This window comes from Rhodanobacter sp. Soil_C_14 (assembly GCF_057657335.1).
Map to the genome: position 1 here is coordinate 186,516 of NZ_JBDGIQ010000002.1, position 26,230 is coordinate 212,745.

The 26,230-nt window shown below is 67.8% G+C and carries 19 protein-coding genes; 8 read left to right on the forward strand and 11 right to left on the reverse strand.

Annotation, left to right across the window (positions count from 1 at the left end; translation table 11 throughout):
* Nucleotides 1-35: 35 nt before the first annotated feature.
* From AC3A56_RS06435 to AC3A56_RS06465, 7 genes are all read right to left on the reverse strand, one after another.
* Nucleotides 36-1,160, reverse strand: coding sequence for an NAD(P)/FAD-dependent oxidoreductase (locus tag AC3A56_RS06435; RefSeq protein WP_487769728.1), 1,125 nt, complete (start codon nt 1,158-1,160; stop codon nt 36-38).
* A gap of 51 nt (nt 1,161-1,211) precedes the next feature.
* Complete coding sequence (locus AC3A56_RS06440; RefSeq protein ID WP_487769729.1) at nt 1,212-2,462, reverse strand: dicarboxylate/amino acid:cation symporter; 1,251 nt, start codon at nt 2,460-2,462, stop codon at nt 1,212-1,214.
* Nucleotides 2,459-3,244 (reverse strand): L,D-transpeptidase family protein, encoded by a 786-nt coding sequence (locus AC3A56_RS06445; protein ID WP_487769730.1) that lies wholly within the window; start codon nt 3,242-3,244, stop codon nt 2,459-2,461. The genes AC3A56_RS06440 and AC3A56_RS06445 overlap by 4 nt, the downstream gene beginning before the upstream one ends.
* 94 nt (nt 3,245-3,338) lie before the next feature.
* Nucleotides 3,339-4,187, reverse strand: coding sequence for a MurR/RpiR family transcriptional regulator (locus AC3A56_RS06450; RefSeq protein ID WP_487769731.1), 849 nt, complete (start codon nt 4,185-4,187; stop codon nt 3,339-3,341).
* The gene (locus AC3A56_RS06455) at nt 4,187-5,284 is read right to left on the reverse strand and encodes a dipeptide epimerase (protein ID WP_056763731.1); all 1,098 of its coding nucleotides are present in this window, start codon (nt 5,282-5,284) and stop codon (nt 4,187-4,189) included. Before AC3A56_RS06455 ends, AC3A56_RS06450 begins: the two co-directional genes overlap by 1 nt.
* 48 nt (nt 5,285-5,332) lie before the next feature.
* Nucleotides 5,333-6,736, reverse strand: a complete 1,404-nt coding sequence (locus AC3A56_RS06460) for a C40 family peptidase (protein ID WP_487769732.1) — start codon at nt 6,734-6,736, stop codon at nt 5,333-5,335.
* A 26-nt stretch (nt 6,737-6,762) separates the two neighbouring features.
* Nucleotides 6,763-7,914 carry a DUF819 family protein gene (locus tag AC3A56_RS06465; RefSeq protein WP_056718517.1) on the reverse strand — a complete coding sequence of 384 codons (1,152 nt, stop codon included), beginning with the start codon at nt 7,912-7,914 and terminating at the stop codon, nt 6,763-6,765.
* A gap of 166 nt (nt 7,915-8,080) precedes the next feature.
* Between AC3A56_RS06465 and AC3A56_RS06470 the strand changes: the two genes are divergently transcribed.
* From AC3A56_RS06470 to AC3A56_RS06505, 8 genes are all read left to right on the forward strand, one after another.
* Nucleotides 8,081-9,607, forward strand: a complete 1,527-nt coding sequence (locus AC3A56_RS06470; protein WP_487769733.1) for a transglutaminase-like domain-containing protein — start codon at nt 8,081-8,083, stop codon at nt 9,605-9,607.
* A gap of 53 nt (nt 9,608-9,660) precedes the next feature.
* Nucleotides 9,661-12,660, forward strand: a complete 3,000-nt coding sequence (locus AC3A56_RS06475) for a TonB-dependent receptor (protein ID WP_487769734.1) — start codon at nt 9,661-9,663, stop codon at nt 12,658-12,660.
* Nucleotides 12,661-12,742: 82 nt separating this feature from the next.
* Nucleotides 12,743-14,044, forward strand: coding sequence for a diaminopimelate decarboxylase (lysA, locus tag AC3A56_RS06480; protein WP_487769735.1), 1,302 nt, complete (start codon nt 12,743-12,745; stop codon nt 14,042-14,044).
* Entirely contained in the window at nt 14,041-15,252 is a 1,212-nt protein-coding gene (locus AC3A56_RS06485; protein WP_487769736.1) for a dipeptidase, read from the forward strand. Before lysA ends, AC3A56_RS06485 begins: the two co-directional genes overlap by 4 nt.
* 55 nt (nt 15,253-15,307) lie before the next feature.
* Nucleotides 15,308-16,834 carry a serine hydrolase gene (locus AC3A56_RS06490; RefSeq protein ID WP_487769737.1) on the forward strand — a complete coding sequence of 509 codons (1,527 nt, stop codon included), beginning with the start codon at nt 15,308-15,310 and terminating at the stop codon, nt 16,832-16,834.
* A 140-nt stretch (nt 16,835-16,974) separates the two neighbouring features.
* Nucleotides 16,975-17,667, forward strand: coding sequence for a M15 family metallopeptidase (locus AC3A56_RS06495; protein ID WP_487769738.1), 693 nt, complete (start codon nt 16,975-16,977; stop codon nt 17,665-17,667).
* 31 nt (nt 17,668-17,698) lie between these two features.
* Complete coding sequence (locus tag AC3A56_RS06500) at nt 17,699-18,754, forward strand: serine hydrolase domain-containing protein (protein WP_487769739.1); 1,056 nt, start codon at nt 17,699-17,701, stop codon at nt 18,752-18,754.
* Entirely contained in the window at nt 18,754-19,521 is a 768-nt protein-coding gene (locus AC3A56_RS06505) for an N-acetylmuramoyl-L-alanine amidase (protein ID WP_487769740.1), read from the forward strand. Before AC3A56_RS06500 ends, AC3A56_RS06505 begins: the two co-directional genes overlap by 1 nt.
* On the opposite strand, the gene AC3A56_RS06510 is transcribed toward AC3A56_RS06505, so the two are convergent.
* The 4 genes from AC3A56_RS06510 to AC3A56_RS06525 form a co-directional block, all read right to left on the reverse strand.
* Nucleotides 19,511-20,242, reverse strand: a complete 732-nt coding sequence (locus AC3A56_RS06510) for a hypothetical protein (RefSeq protein WP_487769741.1) — start codon at nt 20,240-20,242, stop codon at nt 19,511-19,513. The two genes, AC3A56_RS06505 and AC3A56_RS06510, sit on opposite strands and share 11 nt — an antisense overlap.
* A 77-nt stretch (nt 20,243-20,319) precedes the next feature.
* Nucleotides 20,320-23,439 (reverse strand): efflux RND transporter permease subunit, encoded by a 3,120-nt coding sequence (locus AC3A56_RS06515; RefSeq protein WP_487769742.1) that lies wholly within the window; start codon nt 23,437-23,439, stop codon nt 20,320-20,322.
* A complete protein-coding gene (locus tag AC3A56_RS06520) occupies nt 23,436-24,611 on the reverse strand; it encodes an efflux RND transporter periplasmic adaptor subunit (RefSeq protein WP_487769743.1) in 1,176 nt (391 codons plus the stop codon). The genes AC3A56_RS06515 and AC3A56_RS06520 overlap by 4 nt, the downstream gene beginning before the upstream one ends.
* A complete protein-coding gene (locus tag AC3A56_RS06525) occupies nt 24,608-26,164 on the reverse strand; it encodes an efflux transporter outer membrane subunit (RefSeq protein WP_487769744.1) in 1,557 nt (518 codons plus the stop codon). The genes AC3A56_RS06520 and AC3A56_RS06525 overlap by 4 nt, the downstream gene beginning before the upstream one ends.
* Nucleotides 26,165-26,230 lie beyond the last annotated feature (66 nt).

The following is a 26,230-nucleotide window of genomic DNA, read 5'->3' on the forward strand; positions in this document are numbered from 1 at the left end:
GCGCCTGCCGCGCCCGCGCCGACGGGGAGCCTGGCTCAGCCGCGCGGCGCCAGCATCGCCGCCGACAGCCCCGCATCCACCAGCGGCGCCGGCAGCGGCAGGCCCAGCGCCAGGTGGGCGCAGGCTTCGCCCATCGCGGCGCTGGTCTGGATGCCGTAGCCGCCCTGAGCGGCGACCCAGAAGAAGCCGGGCGCATCCGTTGCGAACCCGCCGACCAGGTCGCCGTCGGCGACGAACGAACGCAGGCCGGCCCAGGTGCGGCGGGGCCGGCGGATCGTCATCGTGGTCGCCTGCTCGATGTTGTGGATGCCCAGCGCGATGTCGTATTCCTCCGGCTGCACGTCGTGCGGCTCGACCGGATCGGCGTTCGCGCACGAACCCAGCAACAGGCCGGCGTCGGGCTTGAAATAGAAGGTTTCGCTGAAGTCGTTGATGAACGGCCAGCGCGCAGTGGCCAGCGCTTCGGGCGGATCGAACACGAACGCTGAACGCCGTTTCGGCACGATGCCCAGCGGTGCCACGCCGGCGAGCCTGGCCACCTGGTCGACCCAGGCGCCGGCCGCGTTGATCAGCAACGGCGCGCGGTACGCGTGTTCGCCAGCCTCCACCCGCCAGCCGCCGGCATCGCGCTCGATCGCCCGGATCGCCACGTCCACCCGCAACTGGCCGCCGCGGGCGCGCAGCCCGCGCAGGAAGCCCTGATGCAGTTCGTTGACATCGATGTCGGCCGCGCCCGGCTCGTGCAGGCCGATCTGCGCAAACTCCGGCCGCAGCACCGGCACGGTGGCCTGCAACTGCGCTGCGTCATGCAGCTCGATGTCGCGCGTGAACGGCCGGATCGCCTCGTACAACGCGCTCACGTCATCCACCTGCGCCGCGTTGCCGACCAGGGTGGCGCCGCGCGGACCGAGGATGGGCTCGGCGGCGAAACCGGCCGGCGGCGAGGCCAGGAACGGCCGGGTGGCGCGGGTCAGTGCGCGCACCTGGGCCGAACCGTAGGTTTCGCTGAACAGCGCCGCCGAGCGGCCGGTCGAATGCATGCCGGCGTAGGACTCGCGCTCCAGCACCAGCACGCGCGCATGCGGCGCAAGGAAGTAGGCAATCGAGGCGCCGGCCATGCCGGCACCGATCACGATCACGTCGGTTTCGATCAGATCCATTTCGAGCTCGGGGTTGCAGATGGGGGAATGGGGAACGGGGAAAGCGGGGTTCTAGGGCTCTGCTTCGCCACTCCTGACTTCCCGCGACTGCCGATTGACCACGCTGGTGGCGGCAAGGTCGCCGGTGACGTTACCCAGGGTAGCCAGCGCGTCGGGAATCGTGTCGACCGCCAGCATCAGGCCGAGCGGACTGAGCGGCAGGCCCATCGCCTGCGCCACCGGCAGGTTGGTGGCGACGAAGGTGACCTGCCCCGGCAAACCCACCGAGCCCAGGCTGATCACCACCGCCAGCAGCGCACCGGCCAGCAGCTGCGCGGTGGACAGGTCGACGCCGTAGGCCCAGGCGATGAACACCGCCGAGGTGACGTACTGCACCGGGCTGGTCAGGCGGAACAGGCTCACCGCCATCGGCAGCACCAGCGCGGCCACCTGCTTCGGATAACCAAGCCGGCGGTCGGCGCTTTCCAGCATCGCCGGCAGCGAGGCCAGCGACGACTGCGTGCTGATCGCCACCACCTGCGCCGGCACCAGCGCGGGGACGAAGCGGCGCAGCCGTTCGCCGCCGAAGAACAGCGCCACCGGCAGCATCATCACGGTGACCGACAGGTACAGCAGGCACTCCACCAGCACGTAGACACCCAGCGCGCTGAGCATGCCCAGCCCGGAGCGGGCACATACGGAAAGGATCAGCGCGAACACGCCCAGCGGCGCCACCCACAGCACCCAGCGCACGATCACGATCATGGCATCGCTGATCGCCTGAAAAAATTCCACCAGCAACGCTCGCCGCTCCGGCGCGAGTCGGGTCAGCGCAAAACCCAGGAACAAGGCGAACACCACCAGCGGCAGCATCGCGCTCTGCGCCGCGGCCATGATCGCGTTGCTGGGCACGATCGCCACCAGCGTATCGATCCAGTTCGGCGCCGCCTGCGCGGCGGCCGGCACGCTGGCGTGATCGAGCGCCACGACCAGGGCGGGATTGTGCGGAAACAGCGAGAACACCAGCGGCGCGGCCAGCGCCGCGAACAGCGCGCCGCCGGTCAGGATCAGCAGGAAGGTCACGATCGCCCGCCGCGCGATACGCCCGGACGCCGCCGCGTCGCTGGCGGTGTTGACGCCCACCACCACCAGCGCCAGCACCAGCGGCACCACGGTCATCTGCAGCGCGTTCAGCCACAGCTTGCCGATCGGCTGCACCACGTTGGCCACCTGCAACGCCGCGGTTTCGTTCCAGCCGGCCAGCAGCAGGCCGATCACCGCGCCCGCGGCCAGTCCGGTCAGCACACGGGACGTCGCACTCATCGGGCGGCATCCGTGGCGGCGATGGCCGGCAACTGCCACGCCGTGCGCAGCCGCTCGTACTCGCCCTGCGGCAGCAGCACGAACACCGGATGATCTTCCGGCTTCAGCCACGCCAGCAGCGACTGCATCACCGCGGGCGTCATCGCGGTGCAGCCGGCGGTGGCGTCGCTGGGCGACTTCCACAGGTGGGCGAAGATGCAGCTGCCGGCCTGCGGAACGTTCGCGGGGTTCTGCTCGATCACGAAGCCCATGCGGTAGCGCTGGTCGCCGTGCGCATGCAGGTCGCGCCGCATCGGCTCGGTGGAACCCTTCACCGCCGCGGCGCCAACCACGCTGGCGTCGACGATGCGGTTGTAATGCTTCGCGCCGCTGACGTCGACGCAGTATTCGGTGGCGTTGAGCGCCAGGTACGGCATCGCGGTGTCGACGCTGGCGGCATAACCGAAGCTGTCGCCGATGCGGAACACCCCGGCCGGGCTGCGGTTGTCGCCCTCGCGCTTGACCGGGCCGCCAGCGTCGGCCTGCGGCGCGTTCAGTCCGAGGCCCCAGCCAGCACCGTTCTTGCCGATGGTCACTGGCACCGCGGCGCGCACCTCGCGCCAGCCATCGCCTGCCCGCGCGAACGTGCGCAGCGTGCCGTGGTCCACGTTCCAGCCGGCCGTGGTCACCACGATCATCTGGCGCGCGTCATGCCACGGCGTCTTCGCCGTGCCGGCATGCGCGGCGCCGGCGAGCGTGACGGCGAACGTCAACAGGGCAAGGTTTCGGCGGTTCACAGTCATCGGCTTTCCACTTGGCAGATCATCGTCACGCAACATGTTGTGGGAGGCCGCGCGGGCGCCGCCTTTGCAAATCCCTAATCCCGAATCCCCGCCCTCAAGGCTCCAGCATCAGCTGGATGCGATCTAGGTTGGCCAGCAGCTGGGCGTGCCGGTCGTCACCGCCTTCGCACAGCTGGACGAACAGGCCGTCCAGCAGGTGCTGCAGCGCCGACTGGTACAGCAGCGGCTGGATGTACGGCAGCTCGTCGTGGGCGGACACCACCAGGGCGAGGTCGGCCAGCGTGCGCAGCGGGTTGGCGGTGTGCCGGGTCACCGTGATCACCTGGCCGCGGCGCTCGCGGAAGTAGCGGGCGATCTTGCCCAGCGCCGGATGGTTGCCGTGCTCGGAGAACACCAGCAGCACGTCGCCGGCGCCGGCGACGGAGATGTTGGCGGTCATCCGCGCGGTGTCGAAGTTGTGCACGGTGAGGATGCCCAGCAGCGACAGCCGCAGCGCGAAGTTGCGCGCGTAGATGTCGTCCTCGCCCAGACCGATGATGAACACCTTGCCGCTGCGGCCAGCCTGGGCGATCGCCTCGGCCACCGCCTGCAGTGTTTCCGGCGGGTTGATCAGCCGGGTCGCCTCCTCGGCCTCGGACTTGCGCCGCCACAGGGTCGAGCCGCCGGCATCGCCGTCGCTGGCCGTCGCCAGCTCCGGCGCGTCGCCGTTGTCGGCGCGGGCGATCGCCTCGCCCACCGAATACTTGAGATCCGGATAACCCTTGAAACCCAGCTTCTGGGTGAACTTGACCACGCTGGACTGGCTGATGCCCAGCGCATTGGCCAGTTGCTGCGAGGAGTAGTCGCGCAGCAGCTGCGCGTTCTCCAGCACGAAGTCGGCGATGCGCCGCTCCACTGCCGACATCTGGTCGCGTTCCGAACGGATTTTGACCAGCGGCGACATCAGTCTTCGATCCTCTCCAGGCCCCGTATCTCGCGGATGCCCAGGCCGGGTGCGTCCGTCACCGAGATCTCCGATTCGTTGAAGATTACCCCACCGTCCACCGGGTTGAACTGGCCCAGCGAAGGTCCGTCGAGGTCGATCTTGGTGATCACGTCGGCCTTGGCCACCGCCACGTGCACGGCAGCCGCCACGCTGATGCTGGTCTCCAGCATGCAGCCGATCATGCATTCGATGCCGTGCATGCCGGCGATGTCGGCGATGCGGATCGCGTTGGAGATGCCGCCGGTCTTCATCAGCTTGATGTTGATGATGTCGGCCGCGCGCAGACGGATCAGCTCGATCACCTCCATCGGGCCGAACACGCTCTCGTCGGCCATCACCGGCGTGTGCACCCGTTCGGTGACGTAGCGCATGCCGGCCAGGTCGCGCGCCTTGACCGGCTGCTCGATCAGCTCCAGCTTGATGCCGGCGTCTTCCAGCGTCTGCAAGGCGTACACCGCCTGCTTGGCGGTCCAGCCCTGGTTCGCGTCCAGCCGCAGCAGCGCGCGGCCCTCGACCGCGGCGTAGATCGCCTTGACCCGCTCGATGTCGACGCCGATGTCCTTGCCGACCTTGATCTTCAGCGACTCGAAGCCGCGCTCCACCGCCGAGATCGAGTCGGCCACCATCTTGTCGATGTAGTCGACGCTGATGGTGATGTCGGTGGTGATCACCGGATCGCCGCCGCCGAGCAGCTTGTACAGCGGCGCGTTGTAGAGCTGGCCCCACAGGTCGTACACCGCGATCTCCACCGCCGCCTTGGCGCTGGTGTTCTTCTCCATCGACGACTGGATCAGCTGGGTGATGTGGTTGAGGTTGGCGATGTCCTGGCCGATCAGCCGCGGCGAAATGTAGTGCCGGATCGCGTCGATGATCGAGCCGTGGGTGTCACCGGTGATCACCGCGGTGGCCGGCGCTTCGCCATAGCCGATCTCGCCGCTGTCGGTGTGCACCATCACCACGATGTCTTCCACCGTGGAGACGGTACGCAGGGCCGTCTTGAACGGGGTCTTCAGCGGCACCCGCAGCATGCCGAACTGGATGTCGGTGATTTTCATGGGCAAACCTTCATGGAATCCGTGTCCTTGTTTTTGTTGCAGACGGGCTCAATGACGGATGCGCACGATGCTGGTCATGCGGTCGACAAAGGTCTGCTTGTCGTTGTAGAGCATCGGCAGCAACGGCGTCACCGATACCGCGTTGAGCTTGACGCGGGCCTTGCTGCCATCGGCCTTGCGATAGCTCATGCCGCCCACGTCGTGGATCACCCAGGGTTGGCCCTTGTACTGGCCGATCACCATCATCACGTGGCCGGGGATGTAGACCAGGTCGCCCACCTGCAGTTCATGCGCGGCCTTGAGGCGCGCCTCGCGGCTGTCCTTGTCGGTGAACAGCCGATGCTCCAGCGCCGGGCTGATCGACTGCTTGCTGGTATCGCGCGGCATCTGCACGCCCATGCTGCGATACACGTCGGAAACAAAACCGCTGCAGTCGCGGCCGTCGTAGGCATGTCCCCAACCGTAGCGCTCGCCGAGGAACTTGAAGGCCTGGTGGAGGATGTTGGCCGGGGTCAGCGGCAGGTAGTCGCCGGCCGTGTCGGTGTTCTTCTGCAGCAGCGCGGGCGAGAACTGCAGCTTGCCGGCGGCATCGCGCCACGGGAGTTCCAGCGTGTACGCCGCGTACGCTGTCTGCCCGTTGACCGGCTGGTCCGGTGCCAGGCCGCTGGCCAGCGGCACGCGCGTGCTCATGTCCAGTTGCAGTTGCGACAGCTCGGGGCGTTCGCGGGTGAACACCGTGCGTTCGCTGGCTCCGGTGATCACCCGGTACGGCGACTTGTCGACGTAGCCGAAGACCTGCGCCGCGCTGCCCTCGGCCACGTTCTCCGCCTTCGTCCACGCGGCATAGCGCGGGCTCAGCACGAACAGCCAGCGGCCGTCGGCACTGGCATGGACGATCACCACCGGCACGCCGGGGAACTCGGCGGTTTCCTGGAAGCGGTCGATGTCGGTGTCATCGTTCGAGCTGAACACGCGCAGGTCGGTCGGAAACGCGCGGAACGCGGCGCGCTGCACGATCAGTCCGTAACGCGTGGGCTGGCTGGCCGGGACCTTGTCCAGGGCGAGATCCGCCACCAGCGCATCGAACGTCGCCGACGGCACCGGCTTGCCCTCGACGTCGTAGCGCTGGCGCGTGGGGCGCTCCGAAACATGCGTGATCCAGCCACTGACCTGCTCGCGCGAAAGCGCGGCCGGCAGCTTGCGCAGGTCGTGCATCGACGGATCGAGCTGCAGCAGCTTCGCGTTCTCCGCCTCGATCGTGGCGCGATCCATGATCACCCGGTCGGGCTGCGCCTGCAGGCCGATCCAGAACTGCGGGGTCAGCTGCGCCTCGCCCACGCCCAGCACGCCCGACGGCGGTATCGTCAGCGCGTCATTCGCCTCGCGCGCCTGCAGCGGTGCGCCGGCGAAGGCGAAGGCAAGCACGCTGGCGGCAATCAGGGAAAATCGCATCGTTCCGGTCCTGTATCGAATACGCATCACGGTAGCGCCAGTGCCGACATGATCGTCGCCACCAGCAGGCCGAAGCCCGTGCCCAGGATGTAACCGAGCAAGGCCAGCAGAATACCCACCGGTACCAGCGCGGCCGAGTAGCTGGCCGCCAGGATCGGCGTGGCGGCCACGCCGCCAATATGCGCCAGCGAGGAAATGCCGCACAGGTAGAGATCGAAGCGGAACAGCTTGGCAAAGCCGACCAGCAGCACCGCGTGGATCGCGATGACGGTGGCTCCGCACAGCAGGTACAGCGGTGCCGCGGCGATCCCGTGGAAATTGCTCTGCGAGGCCAGCACCGCCACCACGCTGATCAGCATCGCGCTGGAGATCGTGCCGGCACCGGGAAACCGCGCCAGCGGCGTATGCGCCACCACCAGCCCGCAGCCGGTGGCCAGCAGGATGGTCCAGGTGGTGGCGCTGACCATGCCCGACACCGGCAGCCAGCCGGCCAGCCAGCCCGACAGCGCCGCCACTGCCAGCGCCATGCCCAGCCACAGCAGCACGCTGTCGTAGGTGGTCGGCGCGCTGGTCTTCGGCTCGGCCAGCGGGATGTCGCCGCTGGACTTGGCCCGGGTCCACCGGTTGAACGCCGGCGCCAGCCGCGCCACCGAGAACAGCACCACCACCCACATCGAGTAGCACAGCGCGTCGGTCAGCAGCGACATCGCCAGCAGGTCGTCGGGCATGGCGATCGCCTGCTTCACCGCGATCATGTTGGCGGTGCCGCCGACCCAGCTGCCGGACAGCGCGGCCAGTGGCTGCCACTGGTTGCCCGGCAACCAGTGGCGATAGATAAGGAAGCTGGCGATGAAGGCCACGAACAGGCTGACCGAGGTGCAGGCGAACACGCCCAGCACGCGCGGCCCCAGTCGCCAGATCGCGCGCAGGTCGCAGTTGATCATCAGCAGGAACAGCAGGGCCGGCACCATGTGCGACACCAGCATCGACTGCGCCGCCTTGATCTCGGCATTGACCTGCCACAGCCCCGACACCGCCAGCGCGGTGACCAGCAGGTAGGTCAGCACGATCGGCGGCAGCACCGAAAAGATCTTCCAGCCGAAGCGGCGCTCGATCGCCGGAAACAATCCTGCGACCAGCAACATCAGCGCCAGATAAGGCCAGACCGTATGGATCACGTGCACCCCCTCGTGGATCGTTTGCGGGCATCCACAGGCTGGCGGTTTGCGGCCAGCAAGGAATAGCTGATTCTTGTTGAGTTCAATCGAAGCATAAATTATTGACCAGCATTTGCAAGCGTGTTACACAACCGTTTCAGGGGTTCAATCGCGGGGACGTTTGTCGATGGATACGTTGCTACCTGTCGCACCGGTAACACGTCAGCCCACACGCGGGCTGCGCCTGACGGCGTGCCTGTTCACCCTGCTGCTTGGCAGTTCCGTCGCCTTCGCCGGCGTGGATGCCAGCAACGGAACCACCGCCCCCATCATCGCCCAGATCGATGCCGGCCATTTCCAGGCCGCCGAAGCGGCGATCACCGCCGCGCTGGCACAGCCCGGCGTGCCGGCCGACACGCAGCACGAACTGGCCTTCCAGCGCGAGCGCATGCGCCGCATCCTGCTCGACTTCACCCTGAGCGCGGACGACGTCGAGGCGCGCGTGCGCAAGCAGATCCCCGACCTCACCGACGCGGAATTCGCGAAGTGGAACGCGGCCGGCCTGTTCGAGCATCAGCTGATCGACGGCAAGACACTTTATTTCAAGCGTTCGCCGGGCAACCTGTTCCGGCTCAGCGCCGAGGCGGTGGCGCGGCGCGCGGTGCAGACGCCGATCAGCGACGGCCCGATGGAAGCGCTGAACGATCACCAGCGCGCGATCTACAAGGCGGCGCTGGCCGAACATCGCAGCAGCGTGCTGCCGCGCCGCTTGCGCATGACGCAGACGCTGACCGTCGCCGCCGACGCCGTCCCCGCCGGCGAAACCGTGCGCGCGTGGATTCCGTATCCGCAGGCGATACCCGGCCAGCAGGAAGACATCCGCTACGTGGCCAGCGTGCCGGCGCAGCACCGCATCGCGCCCGAGTCCGCGCCGCAGCGCACCGCGTATCTGGAGAAGCCGGCGGTGGCCGGGCAGAAGACCGTGTTCTCGGTGACCTGGGAACTGACCCAGTACGCGCAGTACCACGCGATCGATCCGGCCCGCGTGGTGCCTGCCACGATCACCCCCGAGCTGGCGCCGTTCGTGGCCGAGCGCTCGCCCCACATCGTGTTCACCGACGCGATGCGCGCGTTCTCGCGCAAGGTGGTCGGCGACGAGAAGAACCCGTACCGCATCGCGCAGAAACTGTTCGCCGCGGTCGACCGGATTCCCTGGGCCGGTGCCCGCGAATATTCGACGATTTCCAACATCAGCGACTACGCCCTGCACGCCGGCCATGCCGACTGCGGCCAGCAGACCCTGCTGCTGATGACCCTGCTGCGACTCAACGGCATACCCACGCGCTGGCAGTCGGGCATGGTGTTCTCCAATGACGGCAGCGGCTACAGCAACATCCACGACTGGGGCTTCGCCTACCTCGCGCCCTACGGCTGGGTGCCGATGGACGTCACCACCGGTCGCCTGCATCCGTCGCCTGCGGACGACCCGGCGCTGGAATGGTTCTACCTCGGCGGACTCGACGAATACCGCATTGCCTTCAACAGCGACTACGACCGCCCGTTCCAGCCGGCCAAGCAGCAGTTCCGCTCGGACAACGTGGACTCGCAGCGCGGCGAGGCGGAGTGGCGCGGCGGCAACATCTATTTCGATCAGCTGGATTACGACTTCGACTGGCAGCTTCTGCCGGCGGCGCAGGGACGCAGCGGCAAATAACAGAAAGCCTTCAATAAACATGGCATCGACGGCGTCGATGGGGAGATGGGGAAATGAGCAACAGTCGCAGCTTGCGCAGAACCGTACTTTGCATGGCGCTGGGCCTCGGCCTGGGGTCACTGGCCGCGCCGGCGGCCTTCGCCGGCAACAATGACGGTTCGGTGGTGGGCCATGCCCAGGCCGGCGCGGTGATCACCGCGGTGAATCCGGCCACCGGGCTGACCCGCACGATCACCGCCGACCAGCGCGGCAACTACCGCTTCCCGTTCCTTCCCGTCGGTGACTACACCGTCAGCGCCAGCGTGAACGGCCAGCCGCTCGGCCAGCCGCGTACCGTCACCGTCAGCCTCGGCAACGCCACCACGCTGGACCTGGGCGCCTCGCCCAATGCCACCGAACTTTCGGCGATCCAGGTCACCGGCAACGGCCTGCCGGTGATCGACGTGACCTCGACCGAGTCGGCCACCAATGTCTCGCGCGCCGAACTGGTGCGCCTGCCGGTCGACCAGAACGTCACCTCGGTGGCCCTGTTGGCGCCGGGCGTGGTCAAGGGCAATGCAGGCTTCGGCGGCATTTCCTTCGGCGGTTCGTCGATCGCCGAGAACGCGTTCTACGTCAACGGCCTCAACGTCACCGACTTCTACAACCGCAACGGCTTCTCCGAAGCCCCGTTCGCCTTCTACGACCAGTTCCAGGTCAAGACCGGCGGCTATTCGGTGGAGTTCGGCCGCACCACCGGCGGCGTGGTCAACGCCGTGGCGCGCTCGGGCACCAATGAATTGAAAGGCGGCATGGAGGTCACCCTGGAGCCGGGCAACTGGCATTCGCGGGCCGACGACCAGTACGACGCCGACGGCCATCGCTACATCACCGCCAGCCGCGACCAGGGCTCGCTGGTGAAGACGAACGTCTGGGCGTCCGGCCCGATCATCAAGGACAAGCTGTTCATCTTCGCGATGTACGAAGCCCGCGGCAGCAGCCCGCGCAACACCAACGATGCGGGCAACACGCTCACCTCGAACAGCGCCAACACCGGCTTCTGGGGCACCACGATCGACTGGAACATCACCGACAGCAACGTGCTGCAGCTGATGGCCTTCTCCGACAAGAACAAGAACACCGGCGACGTCTACAGCTACGACTACGACAGCAACACCGTCGGCCCGCTCACCAACAAGGTCTTCAGCGATACCGGCGGCAAGGACTGGGCGCTGACCTGGACCAGCTACCTCACCAACGACCTGTCGATGAAGCTGATGTACGGCCGCAACGAGCGCGAAGCGTTCACCCGCTCGCAGCTGGACATCGGTTGCAACTACGTGTCGGGCAACAACGCCTTCCTGCAGCTCCACGACCCGGGTGTCGCGCTGGGTTGCACCAGCAATTCCACCGTCTACGATCGCAACGACGTCCGCAAGCAGGCGCGCGCCGACTTCGAATGGACGCTGGGTGACCACCTGCTGCGTTTCGGCTACGACCACGAGAACGACACCTCCGACTACAGTCGCTACTACGCCGGGCCGGGCGCGTACTACTACAACCTCTATGCGGCCAGCGCCGGCTCGACCATTCCCAACGGCGGCGTGATGCCGGCCGGCTACGACTCCTACATCCGCGCCCGCCGCTACGAGATCTCCGGCACGTTCACCACCAAGAATGCCGCCTACTACATCGAGGACAACTGGCAGGTCAGCCCCAACCTGGTGCTCAACGTCGGCGTGCGCAACGACAGTTTCGACAACGAGGATGCGGCGGGCCGCAGCTACATCAAGATGGATCGGCAGATCGCCCCGCGACTGGGCTTCTCCTGGGACATGAAGGGCGACGGCAGCGCCAAGCTGTTCGGCAACCTCGGCCGCTACTACCTGCCGGTGGCCAACGTGATCAACATCAAGCAGGCCGGCGGCCTGCTCGACGAGCGTACCTATTACGCGTTCGACGGCTGGGACATCCAGACGCTCAACGGCGTGGAATACGCCGTGCCCAAACTCGGCCCGCAGATCGGTGCGGTCGACGATTCGCAGGGTGACGGCACCGTCGGCGATCTGCGCGCGGAAGTCGACCATGACATGGACCCGGTCTACCAGGACGAGGCGATCCTCGGCTTCCAGCAGCTGATCAGCTCGCAGTGGTCGTGGGGCGTCAAGGGCACCTACCGTCGCCTGCACAACGCGATCGACGACATGGAGATCAGCGCCACCGCCCAGTGCGGCGAGGATGGCTACATCGGCTGGGTGATGGCCAACCCCGGCCAGAAGGTCACCGTCTGGGGCGACACCAACTGCGACGGCGACGCCGATGGCTACCTCACCGTCGACACCTCGAAGGAAGGCTGGGCGATGTACGACGCCGACGGCAACTACCTGGGCCAGCGCGGCTGGGTGAAGCCCAAGCGCACCTACGCCGCCGTCGAATTGCAGCTGGATCGTGCGTGGGACGAGAAGTGGTCGATGAACGCCTCGTACACGATGTCGTGGAACCGCGGCAACGCGGAGGGTCCGGTCAACTCCGACACCAACTTCGACGACACCGGCCGCACCGAGAACTTCGATGATCCGTGGGTCAACCTGGGCGGCGATGGCTACCTGCCGAACGACCGCCGTCACCAGTTCAAGCTGCGCGGCACCTACGCGCTGACCCCGCACTGGCAGCTCGGCGCCGACCTCAACGTGGCCTCCGGCGGACCGATCACCGGCTTCGGTGTGGGCAACCCGTACGACGGCACCAACTACCACAGCTACTTCATCTGCGTGGACAACTGCGACTCGCCGACGTCCGAGGATCGCGTCTACGAACGCTCGCCGCGCGGCAAGTACGGTCGCCTGCCGTGGACCTACAACCTCAACGCCGGCATCACCTACGTGAAGCCGTTCGATGGCGGCGAATTCCGGGTGAAGCTGGCCGTCTACAACCTGCTCAACCAGAAGCGCACCACGTCGGTGGACCAGGACCTGCAGACCGACATCTCCAATGAGACCAGCAGCACCTTCCGCCAGCCACTGGGCTTCCAGTCGCCGCGGTTCACCCAGCTGACCATGTCCGTCAACTTCTGATCGACCTCCCCGATCGCGGCCCGCCAGCTGGCGGGCCGCACTTTTTTGAAACCCTCCTTTTCCGAAAGACGGCGTACCTGCCATGCTTCCGCAAACCAGCCGTCCCGCATCACCGGCGCCGATCTCCGAAACCGCCGACGAGTCCCGCCTGTTCGATGGCGTCGACCTGCCACGGCTGGCTGAACGCATGGGCACGCCGCTGCACGCCTACTCGGCCAGCGCGATCCGCCAGCGCATCGATGAACTGCACGCCGCCCTGCACGGGCTGGACGCACTGATCTGCTACGCGGTGAAGGCCAATTCGAACCTGGCCATCCTGCAACTGATGGCGAATGCCGGCGTGGGCGCCGACATCGTCTCGGTGGGTGAACTGCGCCGCGCGCTGCATGCGGGCATTCCCGCCGAACGCATCGTGTTCTCCGGCGTCGGCAAGAACGCCGACGAGATCGCCGGCGCGCTGAACGTCGGCATCCAGCGCTTCAACGTGGAATCGCACGACGAACTGCTCACCCTGCAACGCGTGGCCCGGGCCCAGGACGTGGTGGCGCGCGCCGCGGTGCGCATCAACCCCGACGTGGATGCACAGACCCACGCGAAGATTTCCACCGGCAAGTCGGAGAACAAGTTCGGCGTCAGCATCGACGAGGCGCGCCGCTGGTTCGCCGAACGCAAGTCGCTGAGCCACGTGCAACTTGATGGCCTGCACGTGCACATCGGCTCGCAGATCCTCAGCGTCGAACCGTTCCAGCTCGCGCTGCGGCGCGTCGCCGCGTTCTGGCGCGAGCTCGAACAGGCCGGCCACCCGATCCGCAGCATCGACGTCGGTGGCGGGCTCGGCGTGCGCTACCGCGCCGGGGTGGATCAGCCGGTGGCCGCCGCCGACTACGTGGCCGTGATCCGCGCCGCGCTGGCCGGCTACCACGGCCGCCTGCTGCTGGAGCCCGGCCGCTACCTGGTGGCCGAAGCCGGCGTGCTGCTGACCCGGGTGATCCGGGTCAAGCCGGGCGAGCAGCGCCAGTTCCTGGTGCTGGACGCGGCGATGAACGACCTGCAGCGCCCCAGCCTGTATGACGCCTGGCACGACATCGTCCCGGTCATCGACGAGGGCCGCCCCGTCACCACCTATGACATCGTCGGCCCGGTCTGCGAAACCGGCGACACCTTCGCCCGCGGCCGCGAGTTGCCCCGCTGCGAAGCAGGCGACCTGTTGCTGATCAGGGCCACCGGCGCGTACGGTGCATCGATGGCATCCACCTACAACTCGCGGCCGCTGGCCGCCGAGGTGATGCTGCAGAACGGCCGCTACGCCATCGTGCGGCGCCGCCAGCACTTCGAGGAAATGATTGCCGGCGAGCAGCCGGCCCGCCAATGGGAGACCGCATGAACACCATCCTCCGCCTTGCCCTGCTCGCTGCACTGGCCACCAGCACCGCCGTATCGGCGCAGCCGGCACAGGACCCGCCGGTCACCATCGACAGCCACATCGACATCCCGTTCAACTACATGGGCGAGCCGCGCTTCGACGTCGGCAAGGACACCCGCCTGCTGGTCGACCTGGGCAAGATGGAACGCGGCGGCCTCAACGCGGCGTTCTTCGTGATCTGGGTGCCGCAGCACAAGCTCGACGCCGCGGGCTACGCCAAGGCAGTGCAGCAGGCCAGCCAGAAGTACGACGGCATCGGCCGCATGCTGATGATGTATCCCGACCGCATCCGCCTGGCCACCACGCCCGAACAGCTGATGGCCAATCGCAAGGCCGGCCTGCTCTCGGCCACCATCGAGATCGAGAACGCCTACTCGCTCGGCCACGACATCCGCCGCCTCGACGCCGCCTTCGATCGCGGCGCGCGCTCGGTCGGCCTGGTCCACGTCGGCAACAACGACCTGTGCACCAGCTCGCTGCCCGACACCGAACACGGCGAGCCGGCGATGAACAGCGCCGGCGACCAGGGCATGAGCGACTTCGGCCGCGCCGTGGTGAAGCGGGCCAACCAGCTCGGCATGATGATCGACATCTCGCACGCCTCGGACAACTGCGTGCGCGATGCGCTGAAAGCCTCCGCCACGCCGATCATCGCCACCCACTCCGGCGCCCGCGCCGTGCTCGACCATCCGCGCAACCTGCCCGACGACCTGCTGCGGGCGATCGCCGCCAAGGGCGGCGTGATCGACGCCGTGGCCTACAAGGAATTCCTCAAGAAGGATCCGGGCCGCGAGGCCGCGGAAAAGAAACTGCAGGACGCCATTGCCAAGCAGGCCGGCGAAAAGGCATACGACAGCGACAGCGACGACTACCGCCCCGAGATGGAAGCGGGCATGGCCGAGATCCAGAAGAAATACCCGCTGGCCACGCTGGACGATTACGTGAAGCAGATCCGCCACATGGTGAAGGTGGCCGGCATCGACCACGTCGGCATTTCCTCCGACTTCGACGGCGGTGGCGGCATCACCGGTTGGAAAGACGCCAGCGAAACCCGCAACGTCACCGCCGCCCTGCGCAAGGCCGGCTTCAGCGACGCGGACATCGCCAAGCTGTGGGGCGGCAACCTGTTGCGCGTGTGGGGCGAGGTCGAGCGCCATGCACAGCACTGATCAAGCTCTGCTCCCTCCCCTGCGCAGCAGGGGAGGGTTGGGGTGGGGTGCTCTTGTGCTTACGCTCCTGCTCGCCAGTTCCAGCGCCATCGCCCAAACCTCCAACCCCGCCTACGACAAGATCGTCGACGCCACCATCGCCCGCTACCACCTGCCCGGCATCGCCGTGGGCGTGATCGAGAACGGCAAGGTCGTCTACACCCGCACCGCCGGCGAAACCGTCGCCGGCTCCGGCCAGAAGATCACTCCGCAGACGCTGTTCAAGATCGCCTCCAACAGCAAGGCGATGACCACCGCCCTGCTCGGCCGCCTGGTCGACCAGGGCAAGCTGCGCTGGGACGATCCGGTGACGAAGTACCTGCCGCAGTTCCGCATGCACGATCCGTGGGTCACCGCGAACATGCGCGTGGCCGACCTGCTCACCCACTCCAGCGGCCTGCCCGAGGGCGGCGGCGACCTGATGCTGTGGCCGGAGCCGAACGCGTTCACCCGCGCCGACATCATCCACGGCCTGGCCTTCATCAAGCCCGGCTACAGCTTCCGTTCGCAATACCAGTACGACAACCTGCTCTACGTGGTGGCCGGCGAAGTGGCCGCCGCCGCGGGCGGCGCGTCGTACGAAACGCTGATGCATCGCGAAGTGTTCGCGCCGCTGCACCTGGACCGTTGCCAGGTCGGCGCGTGGAACCGCGACGCGGTGGGCGACGTGGCCACGCCGCATCGCCGCGACGGCGATCGCAACGTGCCGATCCCGGAAGCCGCCGCGATCCCGGCGATCACCTCCGCGCCGGCCGGCGGCATCCGCTGCGACCTCACCGACATGCTGAGCTGGGCGCGCAACTGGCTGGTGCCGACCCACGCACAGTTGCAGTGGCTGTCGCCGGTGCAACGCGAGGTGCTGCAGGCGCCGCACATGCTGATTCCGGTCTCCGCGCAACGCCGCGCCTGGGACAACTCGCACGTGATGGCCTACGGCTACGGCTGGCGCATGACCGACGTGGACGGCCAGTGGCTGGTCTGGCACACCGGCACCCTGAACGGCATGTACTCGATGCTGGCCCTGCTGCCGGATCGCAACAGCGGTTTCGTGTTCATGATCAACGGCGAGGCGGACGATGCACGCACCGTACTCGGCGAGATGCTGACCAAGCACTTCACCGCGCCCGCCGAACCGCGCGATGTGAGCTGGTACGCCGACGCGCTGGAGCATCAGGCCGCGCAGCGTCCCGACGACGCGAACGCACCGAATACCTCGGCGCAACGAGCCGCCACGACGGTCGAACTCGCCTCGTGGACCGGCGAATACCGCGACCCCTGGTTCGGCGACATCTCGCTGTGCCCACGCGACGGCAAGGTCCGCTTTGCCTCTGCGAAATCACCTTCGCTGACCGGCACCGTGATGCGTCTGGGCCAGCGCTACCTGGTGCACTGGGACGGCGGCGAGCTCGACGCATGGCTCGACTTCAAGGCGGCGACCGGCGACACGCCAATCACCTTGCGCATGGCCAAACTCGACCCGCAGGGCGACTTCAGCTCGGACTACGAAGACCTCGACTTCCGCCGTACGGGGAACTGCCCATGAGCACGGCTTTCCCACACCATTCCCTTCCTCCGCTCGCGGGGGAAGGTGCCGAAGGCGGATGGGGGGCTTTTTGCGGGAGTGTGCCCCCATCCGCCCTCCGGGCACCTTCCCCCGCAAGCGGAGGAAGGAAGATCGTGCTGATGGCGTTGCTCGGCCTCTGCATCAGCACCACCCACGCCCAGGACAAACCCGACCTGTCGCCCGCAACGACCGCCGCCGAAGCCAACCTGGTCGACATCCACACGCTGGTGCCCGACATGGCCGAGGACATCAAGTACGCCGGCAGCGACAATTTCATGGGTACGCCGGCGGACGGCTATCGCGCACCGGCCTGCCTGCTGCTGCGTCCGGTCGCCGAAGCGCTGGCGCGGGTCGAGCGTGACCTGCGCACACGCCACCAGCGCCTGAAGATCTGGGACTGCTACCGCCCCGCCCGCGCGGTGGCGCATTTCGTGCGTTGGGCCCACGATCTTTCCGATCAGCGCACCAAGCCGCAGCACTACCCGCGGCTGGACAAGTCCGAACTCCTGCACGGCTACATCGCGGAAAGCTCGGGCCACAGCCGCGGCGCCACCATCGACCTGACCATGCAACAGTGCGCCGCCGACGGCAGCCGCTGCGAGCCGCTGGACATGGGCACGGATTTCGATTTCTTCGACGTGCGCGCGCACACCGACACGCCCGACGTCACGCCGCAGCAACACGCCAACCGCCTGCTGCTGCGCGACGCGATGGAGCGCGAGGGCTTCCGCAACTATCCGATGGAGTGGTGGCATTACACCCTCGACCCGGAACCGACGCCGCACACGCTCTACGACGTGCCGGTGCAATGACCCGAAACCCGCAGCGCAAAGGCGACATGCCATGTACAAACCACTTGCCAGCCTCGCCGTTGCCGTCCTGCTCGGCGGCTGCGCCTCCGCCACCAAGCCGGTCGATCCCACCGATGCGCTGATGGCGCGCTATGCCGGCGACGTGCCCGGCGCCTCGCTGCTGGTGCTCAAGGACGGCAAGCCCATCGTCAGCCGCAGCTACGGACTGGCCAATCTCGAGGACCATGACGAGACCACGCCGGCCACCAACTACCGGCTCGCCTCGGTGAGCAAGCAGTTCACCGCGGCGGCGATCCTGCTGCTGGCCGAAAGCGGCCGGCTCCGCCTCGACGACCCGGTGCGCCACTGGCTGCCCACGCTGCCGGAGACGGACTCCGCCGTCACCCTGCGCCAGCTGCTGACCCACACCGGCGGCCTGGTCGACTACGAGGACCTGATCCCGCCCGGCACCACCGCCCAGGTCAGCGACAACGACGTGCTGCGGATGCTGTCGGCCACGCCGAAAACCTACTTCGCGCCGGGCACCGCGTACCGCTACAGCAACTCGGGCTACGTGCTGCTGGGCCTGGTGGTGGAACGCGCCTCCGGCATCAGCCTGCCGCTGTACCTGCAGCAGCACATCTTCCGTCCGCTGCACATGGACCACACCCTGATGTACATGAGCGGTGGTCCCGAAGTGGAGCATCGCGCCTACGGCTACAGCGAAGAGAACGGCAGCTGGACGCGCACCGACCAGAGCGTCACCAGCGCCACCCGCGGCGACGGCGGCATCTATTCCTCGGTCGAGGACATGGCGAAGTGGGACGCCGCGCTGTACGACAACCGCCTGCTCAGCGACGCTTCGCGCCAGCTCGCCTTCAGCCCCCACGTGAAGGTCACCGGCGAGCCGTACGAGGCCAGCTACGGCTACGGCTGGCGCATCACCGGCGACACGCTGTGGCATTCGGGCGAGAGCATCGGCTTCCGCAACGTGATCGTGCGCTGGCCGAAGCAGCACCTCACCGTGATCCTGCTCAGCAACCGCAACGAGCCGGAGCCGTACCGCACCGCGCTGGCGATCGCGCAGCCTTACCTGCAGGAACCGTGATGTCCCGTCCGCTCCGTTTGTCGCGCAGCGTCGCCGTCCTGGCGCTGGTCGCCCTGCTCGCCGCCTGCGCCCACGCGCCGCCGCGCAACCCGCTGGCGACCTGGGTGCCCTCGCCCAATCACGACATCCGCCGGCCGGTGCTGATCGTGGTGCACTTCACCAACCAGCACTCGGCGCAGGAAAGCCTGGACACGCTGCGCACGAAGAACAGCGGCGGCCCGGTGAGCTCGCATTACCTGGTGGGCAGCGACGGCCACATCTACCAGCTGGTGTCCGACCAGTTGCGCGCCTGGCACGGCGGTGGCGGCCACTGGGGCACGATCACCGACATCAACTCCGCCTCGATCGGCATCGAGCTGGACAACGACGGCCATTCGCCGTTCGCCCAGGCGCAGATCGACAGCCTGTTGCGCCTGCTCACCGACCTCACCACGCGCCTGCACATCCCGCGCACGCAGATCATCGGCCACCAGGATTTCGCGCCCACGCGCAAGGACGATCCCGGCCCGCTGTTTCCCTGGCCGCAGCTGGCTGCCGCCGGCTTCGGCTTGTGGCCGCAGGGCGAACTGATCGATCCGCCCTCAGGCTTCGATCCGTGGATGGCACTGGGCCTGGTCGGCTACCCGCTGGAGGATCGCGCCGCGGCGGTGCGCGCGTTCCACAACCACTACCGCGGCATCGGCGGCGACGCGCTGGACACCCAGGATCTGCGCATCCTCTACAACCTGGCGCAGATCGTCGAACGCGGCACGCCGCTTACCGACTGAACGTTTCCGCGGGCGGCTCGGCGATCCGCCGGAGATCGGACGCCGCGCCCTCGAAGCGCGGTGTCACCTCCGGCGTGGCAGCCCGCGGCGGAAACGCCAACACCTGGTCGGTATAAGTCTCGATCAGGGCGCTGAACGGCCGGTTGCCTGCGTCATACAACAGCGCGCGATGCTGCAGGATCGCGTGGGGAATCGCCTGCGTGCCGGCTGCCGCGGACACCGACCACAGCACCCGTGCGCTCAGTGTTTTCCGCCGGAAATGCAGCGGCCGCACCACCTTGCCGAACGGCACGTCGCTGGTGTCGAGCTGGCGGTTCATCGCCGCGGTGAGGCGACCAGGCAGATACCAGTTGTCCGCCTCCGACAGCACATGGTCGCCGCAGGCCAGTTGCACCCGCCGGTATTTCACCCGCTGCTCGGCTGCCATCAGTTGCGCGCGCAGCTCGGGCGGCAGCGGCTTGTCCACGCCGCGCACCCGATGCGCCACCACGCGCGCCGGCGACGCCATCCGATGCGCGGCGCACCAGCGTTCGAGCGTCAGCGTGGCGCTGTCATGGCCGAGCAGGTCGGCATTGAGGGTTTGCAGCATCCGCTGGGCCTGCATCCGCCCCTGCGGCGTATCACGCCAGCCACCGGCAACCGGTTCGCGCGCGATGGCGGCGCTGCAGGCCAGCAGCGAGAACAGGACAACCGAGGTGGCACGCAGCAGCGATCGAGTCATGGTCGTGTGTCGCGCGCCTGCCGCACGGGCAGGGGCGCGCGATTCTTGGGGAAAACCCGAGCCTGCCGGAAGTGGCCTCACACTTCCAGCCGGTCGCCCGGCCGCGCCACCAGCGAGTACAGCGCCGGCATCAGGAACACGCTGATCAGCAGGCGGGTGAACAGGCCACTGACGATGACCAGGGCGAACGGCCGCTGCGTGTCGGTGCCCACGCCGGTGGCCAGCGCTGCCGGCAACAGGCCCAGCGCCGCCACCAGCGCCGTCATCATGATTGGGCGCAGGCGCAGGATCGCGCCTTCGCGGATCGCCTCGGCCACCTCGACACCGTTGCGGCGCAGCTGGTTGACGTAGGAGATGTACACCACGGCGGTCTGCACCGAGACGCCGAACAGCGCGAGGAAGCCGATCCCCGACGACACCGAGAACGGCGTGCCGGTCAGCCACAGCGCGATGATGCCGCCGGCCGGCGCGGACAGCACCACGCCGAGCACGGTGATGAACGGAAACTTGAAGTTGCTGTACAGGGTGAACAGCAGCAGGAAGATCAGCCCCACGGTGAGCGGCACGATCAGGTTCAGTTGTGCGCGCGAAGCGGTGTATTCCTTGTACTCGCCGCCCCAGTCCAGCCGGTAGCCCTGTTGCAGTTTTACTTTCACTTTGACCTGGGCGATCGCGTCCTCCACCGCGCCGGCCAGGTCGCGGCCTTCCACCGAGAACTGCACGCCGATGTAGCGCGAGTTGTCCTGCCGGTAGATGAAGGAGGCGCCGTTGGTCACCGCGATATCGGCGAATTCCTTCAGCGGCAGCTGCTGGCCGCCGGGCGTGGCCACCAGGATGTTGCCGATCGCCTCGGCGTTGTCGCGATACTGCTGGTCCAGCCGCACCACCAGGTCGAACTGCTTCTCGCCCTGGATCACCTCGGTCGCCACGTCGCCGCCGATGGCGGTCTGGATCAGGCCGTTGATGTCGTCCACGTTGAGGCCGTAACGGGCGATCGCCGCGCGCTTGATGCGGATGCTGAGGCTGGGCTGGCCGAGCTCCTGCACCAGGGTCACGTCGCGGATGCCGCGCACCTGTTCCAGCACGTGCTTGATCGCCTTGCCCTTAGCCTGCAGCGTGTTCAGGTCGGGGCCGAACACCTTCACCGCCAGCGCGCTCTTCAGGCCGGTCTCGGCCTCGTCCACCGCATCCTCGGCCGGCTGGGTGTAGTTGAAGGTGATGCCGGGGAAGCTCTGCAGCTTCCGGTTGATCGCCGCGGTCAGCTCGGCCTTGTTGCGGTATTTTCCGGTCCACTGCGAATACGGTTTCAGCCCGACGTAGAACTCGACGTTGAAGAAGCCGGTGGAGTCGGTGCCGTCGTCGGGCCGGCCCAGCTCCGAGGCCACCGTGGTGACCTGGGGGAACGAACGCAGGATGTCGCGGATCTGCGGGGTGATCTTCGCCGACTCGTCGAACGAGATGGTGTACGGCATGGTCGCGCGCACCCACAGCGCGCCCTCGTCCAGGTGCGGCATGAACTCCGCACCGATGCGCGGGATCAGCAACAGCGACAGCCCCAGCAGCAGGGCCGAGGCGATCGTGGTGAGCCACACGCGGGCCAGGCAGAAATCCAGCCCCTTGATGTAGACCGCCTTGATCGCCTCGAACGCGCGGTTGCGCCGTTCGCGCACGCCCTTGCGCATCAGCCAGGAGCACAGCACCGGCAACAGGGTCAGGGTGACCACCAGCGAACCGACCAGCGCGAACACCATGGTGTCGGCCATCGGCTTGAACAGCGTGCCGGACGGGCCGGACAGCACGTAGATCGGCAGGAAGCTGACCACGATCACCGCCACCGCGTAGAACAGCGGGCGATCGACTTCGGCCGCCGCGTCGCGGATCACCTCGATCAGGTTGAACTTCGTGCCTTCGCGATCGGCGAGCTGGCGATGGATGTTCTCCACCATCACCACCGCCGCGTCGACCAGGATGCCGAAGTCGATCGCGCCGATCGACAGCAGGTTGGCCGAGGCGCCCTGCAGGTCCAGCCCGATGAAGGCGACCAGCAGGGACAGCGGGATGGTGACCGCCACGATCAGCCCGGCGCGCACGTCGTACAGGAAGAAGATCAGCACCACCACGACCAGCAGCATGCCGCGCAGCAGGTTGTCCCTGACCACCTGGGTGGTCACCGCGACGAGGTCGCTGCGGTCGTAGAACGGATGGACCCTGATGTCCTTCGGCAGGATCTGTTCGTTGAGTTCCTTCGTCTTCGCCTCGACCCGCTTCAGCACGTCCTGGGTCTTCTCGCCGGTGCGCAGCGAGATCACGCCCTCGACCGCGTCGTTCTGCTGCTCGAAGCCGAACTGGCCCAGCCGCGGCGCGACGCCGATCACCACGCGGCCGACGTCCTTCACCAGCACCGGAGTGCCGTCGTGCACGGCCAGCACCACGTTGCCGATGTCCTCCAGCGTCTGCAGCCGGCCCACGCCACGCACGTAGTAGAACTGGCCGCCCTGCGCGTAGAAGCCGCCGCCGGCGTTGCCGTTGTTGGCGGCCAGCGCGGCCTGCACCTGCTGCGCGGTGAGCCCGACGCCGGCGATCTTCGCCGGGTCCAGCAGCACCTGGTACTGCATGCTGCCTCCGCCGAAACCGGAGTCGTCGGCCACGCCGGCCACGGCGCGGTACTGCGGCTCGACCACCCAGTCCTCGAAGGTCTTCAGCTCCATCGGCGAGCGGTCGGAGCTTTGCAGCACGTAGCGGTAGATCAGCCCCGACGGCGACGACAGCGGCGACACCGACGGCTTCACCCCGTCGGGCAGATCGAGATCGCCGAGCCGGTTGAACACCTGCTGGCGCGCGAAATAATTGTCGGTGCCGTTGTCGAAGGTGAGCGTGACCACCGACAGGCCGTACAGCGAAATCGAGCGGACGTTGTCGGTTCTCGGAATGCCGGTCATGCCCTGCTCGGCCGGCACCGTGATCAGCCGTTCCACTTCCTCGGCGGTGTGGCCCGGCCACTGGGTGACGATCTCCACGCTGGGCGGCGACAGGTCGGGATACGCATCCACCGGCAGCCGGTGCAGCGCATGCACGCCCGCACCGATCAGCACCAGCACCAGCAGCGCCACCAGGAAACGCTGCGCCAGCGAGGCGCCGACGAGCCGGTTCATCAGCGACGCCGCACGCGGCGGCATGGGCGGCAGGTGCTCGCTCATTGGTTTTGCATGAACTGCACGAAGATGCCGCCGTCGACCACGATGCGGTCGCCGGCCCGCAGGCCCTCGCTGATCAGATAGCCGTCGCCGCTGCGCGTCCCCGTGGTGACATGGCGGCGCGCGAAGCTGCCATCGTGCTGCAGCAGGTAGACGAACGGCAGGTTCTCGTCGTCGCGCAGCAACGCCGAGGCGGGAACCCGCAGGCCTTCGCCGGTCTGGCGCGACCGGATGCGCACGCGCACGTACATCTGCTTGCGCAGCATGTGGTCGGGATTGCGCACCACGATGCGCGCGGCGATCGCCCGGGTATCGGGGTTCACCACCGCGGCGATGTTGTCCACCGTGCCGGGCCACTCCTCGCCCGGCGTGCCGGCATCGACCTGCGCGGGATCACCGACCCTGATCCCGGCCAGTTCCGCCGCCGACAGTTGCGCCATCACCCACACCTTCGACAGGTCGGCCACGGTGAAGCACGGCGTGCTGCCGGCCTGCAGCAGCTGCCCGGGAGTGATCAGCTTCTCCACCACGGTGCCGGCGATCGGCGCGCGGATGACGCCCTGCACCCGCGTCACCGTGCGGCCGGCCTGGATCGCCTTGATCGTGGCGGCATCGACATCGAGCGCCACCAGCGCCTGCAGCGCCGCATCGCGATCGGCCTCGGCGCTGGCCGCGTCGATCTGCGCCTGCTCGGCTTCGCGCCGCGACACGCCTTCGTGTTGCAGCAGGTCCTTGTCGGCGTCGGCCAGCCGCCGCGCGTTCCGCGCCGTGATCAGCGCCTTGCGAAAGCTGCCGATCGCCGCGGAAAAGTCCGGCGAATCCACCAGCGCCAGCGGCTGGCCCTGGCGCACCTTGTCGCCCGGCGCGACCAGCAGCCGCGCCACCGGGCCGGAGAATGGCGCCAGCACGCTGGTGGCCTGGTCGTTGTCGAAATCCACCACGCCGGTGGTGTCGACCGTGCGATGGAAACTCGCCGGCGCCAGCGTGAGCAGGCGGATGTGCTGGCGCTGTGCCGCGGTCATCGTCACGTTCTTCGGCGTGTCGGCCGCCGCAACCTGCGGTGCGGCGGATTTCGAGGAACAACCTGCCACGCCGACGAGCATGCCCAGCGCAAGCAGGCAGGCCAGGCGAACGGGCGGCGTGCGATGCGCCACCGAAGAGGATCTGCTTTTCATCGATGTCCCGGGTTGTGCCTTGGCTGATCCGAAGAAGCGTCGTCCGCATGCCACCAGCCGCCGCCCAGCGCCTGGAACAGCGCGGCGGTGTCGGCGTAGCGACTGGCCTGCGCCTGCACCAGCGCGATGCGCGCCTGCTGGTAGCCCTGCTCCGCGGAAAGCAGCGACAGATAGCTGGCGTAACCGTCCTGGTACTGGCGTTGCGACAGGTCCAGGGTGAGCTTCGCGGCCTGCTCCGCGCCGGCCGCGGCTTGCAGGCCTTCGGCGTCGTGCTGCAACGCGGACAGCACGTCGTCCACGTTCTGGAATGCGGTCAGTACCGTGCCCCGATACTCCTCGGCGGCCTGCGCATAGGCAGCCTTCGCCGCCCGTTCCTGATGCAGCAGGCTGCCACCCTGGAAGATCGGCGCAGCCAGGTCCGCGCCCACGCTCCAGAAGCCGGTGCCGGACTTGAACAGCTGATTGATCGCCAGTGCTGTGCTGCCCGCGTTCGCGCTCAGCGAAATGTTCGGCAGCCGGTTGGCGATGGCCACGCCGATCTGGGCGCTGGCCGCATGCATGTTCGCTTCGGCCTGGCGCACGTCGGGACGTTGCGCCACCAGCGTCGAAGGCAGGCTCAGCGGCAACGCCTGCGGCAGCTGCAGGGCGGCGAGATCGAACGACGGCGACGACGCCTGCTCCGGCAACTGCCCGGCCAGCACCGCCAGCAGGTGGTTCTGCTGCTCCAGCTGGGTCAGCAGCGGCGGCAGGCTCGCCTTGACCTGCGCCAGCTGCGCTTGCTGCGCGGCCAGCTCGAGCCCGCCGGCATAACCCTTGTTTCGCTGGTACTGCAGGATCTGCACCATGTGGGCGTTGATCCCGACCAGTTCACGCGTCGCCGCGACCTGCGCCCGCAACGACGCCTGCTGCACGGCCGCGGCCACCACGTTGGTGCTCAGCGTGATGCGCGTGGCCAGCATCTGGAAACGCACCGCCTGCTGCTGCGCCTGCAGCGACTCCTGCGTGCGCCGGTTGAGCCCGAACACGTCCGGCACATACGACACGCTGACCTGCGGGGTGAACAGGTTGTACAGAAACGCGTTGTTGCTGGGCACCGGCGCCAGCGCGCCGGGCGGGTCCTGTTCGCGGCTGGCCGACATGCCGGCGCTGACGCTGGGATAGCGGGCGCCGCGTCCGGCCAGGGTGGTTTCGCGCGCCACATCCAGCGCGGCCTGCGCCGCCTTGAGGTCGGCGTTGTGCGCCAGCGCCTGTTCGACCAGCGCGTTCAATGCGGTGGAATGGAACAGCGTCCACCACTGCGCGGGAATGTCCGCGCCGGCGACGAAATGTTGCGCCCGGCCGCCGGCCACGTTCGCGCTGGCCGTGCTGGCGGGCAGCGGCTCCGCGGCCACGCTGGCCATGTCCGGCGCGGACGGTCGATGAAAATCCGGCCCCACCGCGCAACCGCCGATCGCCAGCGCGGCGATGGCCGCGCCAAGCAGTCGCCCCGGGGAACGCACCCGCCCGAGCATCGCAGCCGTCACTTCGACGGCACCGGCAAGCGCTCGAACCACGGATTGTTCATGCGGAGGCGTCTGCACGGAAAGATCGGGCCGCAACGATATAACGTACCAAGTCGT

What these genes read in the sequence shown, in the direction of transcription:
- AC3A56_RS06435 (WP_487769728.1), bottom strand. Translation starts at nt 1,160, where the DNA reads ATGGATCTGATCGAAACCGACGTGATCGTGATCGGTGCCGGCATGGCC.
- AC3A56_RS06440 (WP_487769729.1), bottom strand. Translation starts at nt 2,462, where the DNA reads ATGAGTGCGACGTCCCGTGTGCTGACCGGACTGGCCGCGGGCGCGGTG.
- AC3A56_RS06445 (WP_487769730.1), bottom strand. Translation starts at nt 3,244, where the DNA reads ATGACTGTGAACCGCCGAAACCTTGCCCTGTTGACGTTCGCCGTCACG.
- AC3A56_RS06450 (WP_487769731.1), bottom strand. Translation starts at nt 4,187, where the DNA reads ATGTCGCCGCTGGTCAAAATCCGTTCGGAACGCGACCAGATGTCGGCA.
- AC3A56_RS06455 (WP_056763731.1), bottom strand. Translation starts at nt 5,284, where the DNA reads ATGAAAATCACCGACATCCAGTTCGGCATGCTGCGGGTGCCGCTGAAG.
- AC3A56_RS06460 (WP_487769732.1), bottom strand. Translation starts at nt 6,736, where the DNA reads ATGCGATTTTCCCTGATTGCCGCCAGCGTGCTTGCCTTCGCCTTCGCC.
- AC3A56_RS06470 (WP_487769733.1), top strand. Translation starts at nt 8,081, where the DNA reads ATGGATACGTTGCTACCTGTCGCACCGGTAACACGTCAGCCCACACGC.
- AC3A56_RS06475 (WP_487769734.1), top strand. Translation starts at nt 9,661, where the DNA reads ATGAGCAACAGTCGCAGCTTGCGCAGAACCGTACTTTGCATGGCGCTG.
- lysA (WP_487769735.1), top strand. Translation starts at nt 12,743, where the DNA reads ATGCTTCCGCAAACCAGCCGTCCCGCATCACCGGCGCCGATCTCCGAA.
- AC3A56_RS06485 (WP_487769736.1), top strand. Translation starts at nt 14,041, where the DNA reads ATGAACACCATCCTCCGCCTTGCCCTGCTCGCTGCACTGGCCACCAGC.
- AC3A56_RS06495 (WP_487769738.1), top strand. Translation starts at nt 16,975, where the DNA reads ATGGCGTTGCTCGGCCTCTGCATCAGCACCACCCACGCCCAGGACAAA.
- AC3A56_RS06500 (WP_487769739.1), top strand. Translation starts at nt 17,699, where the DNA reads ATGTACAAACCACTTGCCAGCCTCGCCGTTGCCGTCCTGCTCGGCGGC.
- AC3A56_RS06505 (WP_487769740.1), top strand. Translation starts at nt 18,754, where the DNA reads ATGTCCCGTCCGCTCCGTTTGTCGCGCAGCGTCGCCGTCCTGGCGCTG.
- AC3A56_RS06510 (WP_487769741.1), bottom strand. Translation starts at nt 20,242, where the DNA reads ATGACTCGATCGCTGCTGCGTGCCACCTCGGTTGTCCTGTTCTCGCTG.
- AC3A56_RS06515 (WP_487769742.1), bottom strand. Translation starts at nt 23,439, where the DNA reads ATGAGCGAGCACCTGCCGCCCATGCCGCCGCGTGCGGCGTCGCTGATG.
- AC3A56_RS06520 (WP_487769743.1), bottom strand. Translation starts at nt 24,611, where the DNA reads ATGAAAAGCAGATCCTCTTCGGTGGCGCATCGCACGCCGCCCGTTCGC.